Raw genomic sequence first — 9,455 nt, forward strand, 5'->3', positions numbered from 1 at the left:
CCCCCGAACCCGCCTCGCCCGCGGCCCCGTTCATCCCGAAGGCCCGCACCGGGGAGGCGTCCGCGAGCGCCGACGCGGGCGACGGCCCCCGCCCCCTGCGCCGCCGGGTCCGCGGCGCCACGCTGCGCACCACCGTCGGTGCCGACGCCGTACAGAAGACCGCTCCGCTCCGGCCCGCCGACGCGGAGGCCGTCCGCGACGCGCTCGACGAGTTCGAGGCCGCCGTGGAGCGCGCCCACCGGGACAGCGACACCGGCAGCCACGCCCGGCCCGTACCCGGGGACGACGCGGAGACCCAGCAGAGCGCATCCAACCCCCCGCACGATCAGAACCACTCCCCGGAAGGAGCGGAGCAGTGAGCACGTCCACAGGTGACACGCCCGCCGACCTGCAGGCCGCCGCAGCCGACTTCACCTGGCTGCTGAACCGTTTCGCGACGGAGACCGCGGGCGTCGTCGACGCCATCGCCGTGTCCTCGGACGGGCTGCTCATCGCCGTCTCGGAGCTGCGTGAGCACGCGGACTCCGAGCGGCTCGCCGCGATCGTCTCCGGCATCACGAGCCTGGCCGCCGGAGCCTCCGGCAACTACGGCCTGGGCGGCCTCAACAAGGTCATCATCGACCTTGAGGGCGGCCATGTCCTGGTCTCCGCGATCGGCAGCGGCGCCGTGCTCGGCGTGGTCACCGACAAGGAGGCCAAGCTGGGCAACATCGCGTACGAGATGACGCTGTTCGCGAACCGCGCCGGTGCCGCCCTCAGCCCCCAGCTCGTACTCGAACTCAAGAACAGCGTCGGCGCCGCGTCGAAGCGCTGACCGAGGAGGAAGCGCAGTCATGGCGGACGGCAGCACGCCTCCGGACCCGGAGCCGGGCGGTCCCGTACCCGCCGTACGGCCGTTCCTGGTCACCGCCGGGCGGGTGGCACCCGATCCGTCCGGCCGGACGATGCCCGTCGAGACCCAGGTGGTGGCCACCGCCGAGGGGCTCGCCGTGCTCGACCGGCTCGCCTTCGAACAGCACGACATCGTCGCCGCGTGCCGGATCCCGCAGTCCATCGCGGAGATCGCGGCCCGGCTGCGGCTGCACCTGAACGTGGTGCGGATCCTCGCCGAGGACCTGCGCTCGGCGGGGCAGCTGACGGTGCACGTGCCCGACTCCGGCGTCACCCACGACGCCTCCGTCCTGCGCAGGCTCATCGACGGCCTGCGTGCCATCCCCGACTCCCGAGGGGTACTCCGTGACACCGACTGAACCGGCCACCCGGCCCTCGGCCGCGCCCTCCGCCGCCGTACGACCGCCGCTGCCGGTCAAGATGGTGATCGCGGGCGGCTTCGGGGTGGGCAAGACCACCGCGGTCGGCTCGATCTCCGAGATCGAGCCGCTCACCACCGAGGCGGCCATCACCGAGGTCGCCGCCGGTGTGGACGACCTGAGCCACACCCCGCGCAAGACCACGACCACGGTCGCGATGGACTTCGGCTGCATCACCGTCGACCCGACCCTGAAGCTGTACCTGTTCGGCACGCCGGGCCAGGAGCGCTTCGGCTTCATGTGGGACGACATCGTCGAGGGCGCGGTCGGCGGCCTGGTCATCGTCGACACCCGCCGCCTCGACGACTGCTACGCGGCGGTCGACTACTTCGAGCACAAGCAGATCCCGTTCGCGGTCGCCGTCAACGCCTTCGACGGCAGGGTCGAGCACACCCTGGACGAGGTCCGCTGGGCCCTCGACGTCAACGAGCGCGTCCCGGTGCTCGTGTTCGACGCGAGGGAGCGGGGCTCGGTGCGGGACGCGCTGCTGGTCGTACTGGAACAGGCGTTGGCCCGTTCAGAAGGCTGACGTGAGCAGGGGCGCGGGGCTGTATCGATGTGCGGCTCCGCCGCGTGGGCGCGAGCGACCACGACGATGCCGCGGACACTCGACAGCCCCCGCCCCCCGCTCAGTTGCTCCTGAGTACTCCTCGGGACACCGTCAGCCTGGTGACCCCCCAGAACACCGCCAGCGTGATCAACGCCAGCCCGGCGACCAGCGTCGCCCCGCCCACGACCTTCTCGTAGTTCCGCTGATAGAGCCCGTCCACGATGTACCGCCCGAGCCCGCCCAAAGACACATACGCGGCGATCGTGGCCGTCGACACGATCTGGATGGCCGCCGACCGCAGCCCGCCGAGGATCAGCGGAAGGGCGACCGGGAGCTCGACCCGGAAGAGGACCTCCACCTCGTGCATGCCCATCCCCCGGGCCGCGTCCACCGGGGCGGGGTCCACCGACCGCATCGCCTCGTAGGTGGTGACGAGGATCGGCGGCACGGCGAGCACGACCAGCGGGGTCATCACGTTGATCAGCCCGAAGCCGAGCGACAGGGTCATCAGCACCAGCAGACCGAAGGTGGGCAGGGCCCGTCCGGCGACGGCGATGAAGGCCAGCGCGTTGCCGCCCCTCCCGAAGTGCCCGGTGACGAGCCCCACCGGCAGTCCGATGGCCGCGGCGATGGCGAGGGCTTCCAGGGTGTACTGGACGTGCTCCGCGAGCCGCGTGGGGATCCCGTCGTAGCCCTGCCAGTGCGCGCTGTCGCTGAAGAAGGCGTTGATGAAGTTGAGGACGTTCACCGGGCGGCGACCTCCGGTTCGGGCCGCTGCGCGCGCCGCGCACGCGCGCCGCTCGGCATCCACGGCGTCAGGAGCAGTCGTACGGCGACCAGCAGTCCGTCGACGAGGATCGCGAGGACCGCCATGGTCAGCACGGCGTTCACGGCGAGTTCGGGCCGGTTGTAGATGTTGGCGTCGTTGATGAGGTTGCCGAGCGCCCCCTGGTTGCCGATGAGGGCGCCGACGCTGACGAGGGAGATGCTCGACACGGTCGCCACCCGCAGCCCCGCGATGATGGCGGGCACGGCGATCGGCAACTGGACCTGGACGTAACGGCGTACGGGTCCGAAGCCCATCGCCGTCGCGGCCGCGAGGGTCTCCTGCGGCACCGAACGGACGCCGTCGACGATCGCCGGGACCAGGATGACGAGCGTGTACACGGTGAGCGGGATCATCACCGTGAGCTCGGTCTGGCCGGTGTAGTCGATGAGGACCACGAAGAAGGCCAGCGACGGGATCGCGTACAGCACGGTGGTCACCCACAGCACGGGCGGGTACAGCCACCGGAAGCGCACGCAGAGCTGGGACAGCGGCAGGGCGATCACGAGTCCGGCGAGGACCGGCAGCAGGGCCTCCCTGAGGTGCAGCCCGACCAGTCCGAGCCAGCTGTGCTGGAGGTCGCTGGGGATGTCGAAGAAGCCGTTCACCGGGCGGCCTTCGCGTCCGTACGGCCCTCCGCGTGCGCCCCGCGGATCGCCTCGCCGATGGCCTGCTGGGAGACCACCCCGGCCACCCGCCCCTCGGCGTCGACCCCGACCGCCCACCCGGTGGGCGAGAGAACGGCACAGTCCAGCGCGGCCCGCAGCGAGTCGGTGCCGGCGACGAACGGCCGCCCGTACGGCAGCAGGCGCTCGACGTCGACGCTCCCCGCCGTCAGGTCCCGCGGCTCGCTCCAGCCGAGGGGCTTGCCGTCCACGTCCGTGACGAGGAGGTAGGGGGCCCCGTCCGTGCCGCGGGAGGCGATCTGCTCGGCGGTGGCGTCGACCGCGACGACTGGTGCGGTCAGCAGCCGGAGCCCGGAGGAGGGGAAGAACGAGAGCCGCCGGATGCCCCGGTCGGCGCCGAGGAAGTCCTCGACGAACGCGTCCGCGGGGTGGGAGAGCAGCTCGGCGGGCGGCGCGTACTGGGCGAGCTTGCCGCCGGTGCGCATCACGGCGACCATCGTGCCGATCTTGACGGCCTCGTCGATGTCATGGGTGACGAAGACGATCGTCTTGCCCAACTCGTCCTGGATGCGGAGGAGTTCGTCCTGGAGCCCCTTGCGGACGACGGGGTCGACGGCCGAGAACGGCTCGTCCATCAGCAGCACCGGCGGATCGGCGGCCAGCGCCCGCGCCACACCGACGCGCTGCTGCTGTCCGCCGGACAGCTGGTAGGGGTACCGCTTGGCGAGCGAGCCGTCGAGCCCGACCCGCTCCATGAGGTCCCGGGCCCGGGCCCGCGCCTTCTCCTTGCCCCAGCCCAGCATGCGGGGCACGGTGGCGATGTTGTCGACGATCGTGCGGTGCTGGAAGAGCCCGGCGTTCTGGATGACGTAGCCCATGCCGCGGCGGAGCGTGTTGACCGGCTGCTGCCGGCTGTCCTTGCCGTCGATCAGGATGGTCCCCTCGCTGGGCTCGACCATCCGGTTGATCATGCGCAGGGTCGTCGTCTTGCCGCAGCCCGAGGGGCCGACGAGGACCGTGATCGAGCGGTCGGGTATCTCCAACGAGAGCCGGTCGACCGCCACCGTGCCGTCCGGGTACCGCTTGGTGACTGAATCTATCCGTATCAAAGCGCCGAATACCCTTCGGGTCTGGCTGAAGTTGTCCGCATTCGGCCGGTCCAGCAGGCCGTTCGGCAGAGTCTAGACCGCTTGTGTTGCAGACATTCGAACGGTGGCCCGTGGTCGGGGAGGGGCCGCCCGGCCGTGCGGCACACGAGGTCGCCGCATTAGGCGCAGTCGCCCCCGCGGACGGTCTCCCGCAGACGGGTGAGGCATGCGTCCGTCCGGGTGCCGTCGGCGAGGACCGGAGGCTCCTGAACCCGGCGGGGGCGGCGGGGAACACACCAGCGCCCACCCTCGCCGGTCCGGTCACGCGGCCGCCGAGCCGTCCCGGACGGCCGGGAAACCGGGGGTACGCAGGACCCGTCGCTCCGCGTCCACCGCGAACACCTCGCAGCCGTCGAGGGAGGCCGCCCAGTCGACGCCCTCGGGGCCCAGGGCGAAGGCCGCCGTGGCGACCGAGTCGGCCTCCGTGAGCGTCGCCGCCACGACCGTCAGGCTGAGCAGGCCGGTCGCCGGGCGGCCGGTGCGGGCGTCGAGGATGTGGTCGCCGCGCTCGTAGCGGGCCGAGGTGGCCACCGCGCCGTCGGTGAGCGACAGCACCGTGCACAGCTTGTCGGCGTTCTCGGGGTGCCGTACGCCCACCCGCCAGGGGCCGCCCGCGGTGACCACGTCGCCACCGGCGTTGAGGACGAACCGGGTCGCCCCGGCCGCCCCGAGCAGCTCCGCCGCCCGCTGCACCGACCAGCCCTTGACCACCGCGCACGGGTCGAGAGGGCGACCGGGCGGCCGTACGTCGAAGGCGCCGCCGGTGGCGACCCGGTAGTGCTCGCACAGGGCGAGGATCTCGCGCAGGTCGCCGCTCAGTCCCGCGGCGGACAGCTCGCCGCGGTCGTACCGCGACACCTCGCTGTCCTCCTTGAACGGGCTGAACCGGGCGTCGGCCTCACGCAGCCACGCGAAGACCGCGTCCGCGGCGGACTCGGGGACGTGCTCGTCGTCGACCCGGAGCGAGACCGGGAAGCCCATGACGTGTTCGACGCGGTGCATCGCAGAGATCAGCCCTTCGCGTCGATCGCGGCCTGGAGGGACTCCTTGTAGCCGTCACTGGTGATGGTCGCACCGGAGACGGTGTCGATGTCCGCGCTCTGCGCCCGGAGCGTCTCCGCGACCAGTTGCGGCACGGCCGCGGTGGTCTGCGGGTGGTCGGGCTGCTGGAGCATCCGGACGGCGCTGATCTCGTCGCCCGCGAAGGTCACCTGGACCTGGACGGTGCCCTTCTCGGTGTCGACCGCCGTGCCGTCGACGGTCCGGGAGGACTGCGCGGACGCGGACGCCGACGGGGACGACGAGGCCGCCGACGCCGTCCTGGCGTTGTCGTCGATCGCGGCCTGGAGGGAGTCCTTGTAGGCCTCGCTGGTGATCGTGGCGCCGGAGACGGTGTCGATGTCCGCGCTCTGCGCCTGGAGGGTCTCCGCGACGAGCTTCGGCACGGCGGCCTCGGTCTGCGGGTGGTCGGGCTGCTGGAGCATCTTCACGGCGGTGATCTTCGTACCGGCGAAGGTCACCTGGAGCTGGAGGGGCCCCTTCTCCGTCTCGACCGTCGTGGTGGTGACCACGTTCGTGCCGGACGATCCGGAGGAGGACGTCGTGGGCGCGGGCGGGGTGGCCTGGACGGTGGAGGTGCCGGACGAGGGCTGGTACAGCCACACGGGGACCAGGCCCGCGATGCTCAGGACGACGACAGGTATGGCTCGTTTCACGGTCTGTTCCTCATCCCGCCAGGCTGAAGCGCTCGAAGTGGATCTGCGGCCCGGGCACGTCCAGCTCGCGCAGGCTGCCCAGGACCGCCTTCATCATCGGGGGCGGCCCGCACAGGAAGACGTCCCGGTCGGCGATGTCGGGCACGAGCCGGGCCAGCTCGCCCGCCGCCAGCTTGTCGGGCACCGGCGGGCCGGTGACCAGGTGGAGTTCGGCGCCCCTGGCGAGCGCGAGGTCGCGCAGTTCGTCGTAGAGGACGGCGTCCCGGTCGGAGCCGACCCGGTAGATGACGACGGCGTGGCCCTGCACCTCCTCCAGGAGGGCCCGGATCGGGGTGACGCCGACGCCGCCGGCGATGAGGACGGACTCGGGGCGGGTGCGGTGCAGGGCGGTGAAGGCGCCGTAGGGGCCCTCGGCGAAGACGCGGGTGCCGACCTTGACGTGCCGCAGGGCGGCGCTGCCCTCGCCGGCGGCCTTGGCGGTCAGGCGCAGCGTCCTGCCGTCGGGGGCGGCGGACAGGGAGAAGGGGTTGGCCTGCCACCAGCGGTCGGCGGTCAGGAAGCGCCACAGGAAGAACTGGCCGGCGCGGGCGGGGAGCCGGTCGAGGTCCTTGCCGCTGATGTAGACCGAGACGACGTTGTCGCTCTCGGGGACGACCGCGGTGACCCGGAACCGGTGGCGCCAGTTGCGCCACAGCGGGAGCACCGCGCGGCCGAGGACGACCGAGCCGAGCGCGACGCCCCACACGCCGTACCAGTAGGCGGTGGCGGCGGACGAGGAGGTGAAGGTGGTGCCGACGGCGACCTGGTGGGTGAAGGCCAGCACCACGGCGACGTAGGTGTACAGGTGGATGAAGTGCCAGGTCTCGTAGGCGAGGCGGCGCCGTGCGTAGCGGGCGGAGACCGCGCCGACCGCCAGGATCAGGAAGAACGCGACGACCGCGCGGAGCACGCCCTCGGTGGTCTCGGCGAGGTCGACGATCTCACCGACCGGGCCCGTGCCGGTGCCCTCGGCGTAGCCGAAGCTGATGAAGACGACGTGCGCGAGGAGCGTCCACAGGAGGGCGAAGCCGGTCCAGCGGTGCCAGGAGGTCAGCCGGTCCATGCCGATGCGGCGGTCGAGCCAGGGCAGGCGGGCCACCAGGACCAGCTGGAACGCCATGACGAGCGCGGCGTACAGGCCGGTGAGACGGCCGAGCACGATGAGCGCGTTGGAGGCGAAGCCGGCCTGGGCGAAGAACCAGGCGACAACGGCCGCGTTGGCGGCCAGCACGGCGAAGAGCCCGGTGCGGGCCACCACCCTGGGGCGTTTGATCGCCGTGGGGGGCGCGGGGGGCGATTGGACGGTCGTCACGGGAGGTAGCTCCTTGATCGGGGCCTGGGTAACCGAGCTTCCCCGGCGGTAGCTGTCGATCAGCTGTCGTACAACTTTCAAGAGGTTATCGATGTGGTCCCGGGCCTCCCCCGGCGCCCGCTTTCCGGCCGTTGTGCAGCACTATGAGCGGGTGGAAAAAGTACGACTCCTCGTCGTGGACGACGACCCGCCGATCGCCGATCTCGTGGCGACGGTCGCCCGTTACGAGGGCTGGGAGGCGGTCACCGCGAACTCCGGCGAGGAGGCGCTCAGCCGTGCCGCGGAGTTCCGTCCGGACATCGTGGTGCTCGACCTGATGCTGCCGGACATCGACGGCTTCGGCGTCCTGGACCGGCTGCGCCGCTCGGGGACGATGGTGCCGGTGGTCTTCCTGACCGCGCGGGACGCGGTCGCCGACCGGGTGGCGGGGCTGACCCGGGGCGGGGACGACTACCTGGTCAAGCCGTTCGCGGTGGAGGAGCTGATGGCCCGGTTGCGGACCGTGCTGCGGCGCAGCGCCGGGCCCGGCTTCCAGCGCTCGGTGCTCCGGGTCGCGGACCTCACGATGGACGAGGACACCCGTGAGGTGCGGCGCGGCGACAAGCTGCTCACGCTCACTCCGACCGAGTACGAGGTGCTCCGGTACCTGATGCGCAAGTCGCCGACCGTGCTCACCAAGGCGCAGATCCTCGACCACGTGTGGGAGTACGGCTTCGGGGGCCGCTCCAACGTCGTCGAGCTGGTCGTCAGCCGGCTGCGCCGCAAGCTGGACGACACGGGTGAGCCGCTGATCCACACGGTGCGGGGCTTCGGGTACGTCATCCGGCAGGCGGCCGAGTGATCCGGCGGCTGCGGTCGGCGTACCGGAGGATGCGGCTCGGGACCCGGCTGGCGCTGGGGCTGGGGGCGCTGGCCCTGGTGGTGTTCGCGGTCGTGGGCACCGCGCTGACCACGTACATGCGGGACTACCTGTCGGCCCAGCTCGACACCCAGCTCGCGCAGGCCCAGATCGCCCAGTCCAAGAGCATCGCGGACTACGGCACCCTCTCCGGCAAGAAGTACTGGAGCTGGTTCTACGCCGTGTACGACGTGACGGACGGCACCCCCACGCTCCGCAAGCCCGAGGACGCCGGCGACCTGCCGGAGGACGTCGGCGACTTCACCGCCCTGGCCGGGGCGCAGACCGCCGCGCACACCGAGCTGCTGAGCACCGAGCACATCGCGGGCGCCGGCGAGTACCGGCTGCGGGCCTGCGAGGTGAAGCCCGGGGTGGTCCTGGTCAGCGCCGCGCCGCTGGACGACATCGACGACACGGTACGGCGGCTGATCACCGTCCAGGTGATCGCGTTCGGGCTGGCCCTGCTGGCGCTCGTGGTGGTCGGCCGCAGGCTGCTGCGGCGCGGTCTGCAGCCGCTGAGCGCCATGGCGTCCACCGCGCACGGCATCGCCTCGCACGACCTCACCGAGACGGCGGCCCGGCTGCCGCTGCGCGCCGACAAGCGGGGCGGCGGCCCGGAGGTCGAGGAGCTGCGGACGGCGTTCAACACCATGCTGGAGCACATCGACGACTCCCTCGCGGTGCGCGCGGAGGCCGAGCGGCGGCTGCGCCGGTTCGTCGCGGACGCCTCGCACGAGCTGCGCACGCCCCTGATGTCCGTACGGGGCTACGCGGACCTCTTCCAGTACGCGGCCGCCAACGCCCCCGAGGAGCGCGACAAGCACCTGGCCCGGCTGCGGGCCGAGGCCGCCCGGATGGGCTTCCTGCTGGACGACCTGCTGCTGCTCGCCCGGCTGGACGCGGCGGAGGTGGAGACCCCGCTCAGGCCGGTCGAGGTGGATCTGGTGGAGCTGGTGGAGCACGCGGCCGACGCGTTCCGCGCGAGCCACCCGGACCATCCGCTGACCGTCGAGCAGGGCCCGCGGGCCCTG

The 9,455-nt window shown here is 72.1% G+C and carries 11 protein-coding genes and 1 pseudogene; 6 read left to right on the forward strand and 6 right to left on the reverse strand.

Annotated elements, in window-relative coordinates; translation table 11 throughout:
* From AOJ26_RS16690 to AOJ26_RS16705, 4 genes and pseudogenes are all read left to right on the forward strand, one after another.
* Window positions 1-359 (forward strand): annotated as a pseudogene (locus tag AOJ26_RS16690) (ATP-binding protein); the annotation flags it as partial.
* Window positions 356-814: a roadblock/LC7 domain-containing protein gene (locus AOJ26_RS16695; protein ID WP_053849089.1), complete on the forward strand. Its 459-nt coding sequence runs from the start codon at window positions 356-358 to the stop codon at window positions 812-814. The pseudogene AOJ26_RS16690 and the gene AOJ26_RS16695, both read left to right, overlap by 4 nt.
* A gap of 19 nt (window positions 815-833) precedes the next feature.
* Window positions 834-1,250: a DUF742 domain-containing protein gene (locus AOJ26_RS16700; RefSeq protein ID WP_053849090.1), complete on the forward strand. Its 417-nt coding sequence runs from the start codon at window positions 834-836 to the stop codon at window positions 1,248-1,250.
* The gene (locus tag AOJ26_RS16705) at window positions 1,237-1,839 is read left to right on the forward strand and encodes a GTP-binding protein (protein ID WP_053849091.1); all 603 of its coding nucleotides are present in this window, start codon (window positions 1,237-1,239) and stop codon (window positions 1,837-1,839) included. Before AOJ26_RS16700 ends, AOJ26_RS16705 begins: the two co-directional genes overlap by 14 nt.
* Window positions 1,840-1,939: 100 nt before the next feature.
* Here AOJ26_RS16705 and AOJ26_RS16710 read toward each other — a convergent pair whose 3' ends face one another.
* From AOJ26_RS16710 to AOJ26_RS16735, 6 genes are all read right to left on the reverse strand, one after another.
* Entirely contained in the window at window positions 1,940-2,608 is a 669-nt protein-coding gene (locus AOJ26_RS16710) for an ABC transporter permease (RefSeq protein WP_053849092.1), read from the reverse strand.
* Window positions 2,605-3,294 (reverse strand): ABC transporter permease, encoded by a 690-nt coding sequence (locus tag AOJ26_RS16715; RefSeq protein WP_053849093.1) that lies wholly within the window; start codon window positions 3,292-3,294, stop codon window positions 2,605-2,607. The genes AOJ26_RS16710 and AOJ26_RS16715 overlap by 4 nt, the downstream gene beginning before the upstream one ends.
* Complete coding sequence (locus AOJ26_RS16720) at window positions 3,291-4,421, reverse strand: ABC transporter ATP-binding protein (RefSeq protein ID WP_078959925.1); 1,131 nt, start codon at window positions 4,419-4,421, stop codon at window positions 3,291-3,293. The genes AOJ26_RS16715 and AOJ26_RS16720 overlap by 4 nt, the downstream gene beginning before the upstream one ends.
* 300 nt (window positions 4,422-4,721) lie before the next feature.
* Window positions 4,722-5,462, reverse strand: a complete 741-nt coding sequence (locus tag AOJ26_RS16725; protein WP_053849095.1) for an FAD:protein FMN transferase — start codon at window positions 5,460-5,462, stop codon at window positions 4,722-4,724.
* An 8-nt stretch (window positions 5,463-5,470) separates the two neighbouring features.
* Entirely contained in the window at window positions 5,471-6,175 is a 705-nt protein-coding gene (locus tag AOJ26_RS16730; protein ID WP_053849096.1) for an FMN-binding protein, read from the reverse strand.
* A gap of 10 nt (window positions 6,176-6,185) precedes the next feature.
* On the reverse strand, window positions 6,186-7,526 hold the full coding sequence (locus AOJ26_RS16735; protein ID WP_053849097.1) for a ferric reductase-like transmembrane domain-containing protein: 1,341 nt from the start codon (window positions 7,524-7,526) through the stop codon (window positions 6,186-6,188).
* A 175-nt stretch (window positions 7,527-7,701) separates the two neighbouring features.
* Here AOJ26_RS16735 and AOJ26_RS16740 point away from each other — a divergent pair, with 175 nt between their 5' ends.
* Together AOJ26_RS16740 and AOJ26_RS16745 are read left to right on the forward strand one after the other, a co-directional pair.
* Window positions 7,702-8,367: a response regulator transcription factor gene (locus tag AOJ26_RS16740; protein ID WP_053849098.1), complete on the forward strand. Its 666-nt coding sequence runs from the start codon at window positions 7,702-7,704 to the stop codon at window positions 8,365-8,367.
* A partial coding sequence (locus AOJ26_RS16745; RefSeq protein WP_053849099.1) for a histidine kinase dimerization/phospho-acceptor domain-containing protein occupies window positions 8,364-9,455 on the forward strand: 1,092 nt, incomplete at its 3' end. The genes AOJ26_RS16740 and AOJ26_RS16745, both read left to right, overlap by 4 nt.

Origin of the sequence: Streptomyces sp. NRRL B-24085, from assembly GCF_001282115.1 — a bacterium.
Classification (GTDB): Bacteria; Actinomycetota; Actinomycetes; order Streptomycetales; family Streptomycetaceae; genus Streptomyces.

Bases quoted from the DNA above. Each gene is read 5' to 3' on its own strand.
- AOJ26_RS16700 (WP_053849090.1), top strand. From the start codon at position 834: ATGGCGGACGGCAGCACGCCTCCGGACCCGGAGCCGGGCGGTCCCGTA.
- AOJ26_RS16725 (WP_053849095.1), bottom strand. From the start codon at position 5,462: ATGCACCGCGTCGAACACGTCATGGGCTTCCCGGTCTCGCTCCGGGTC.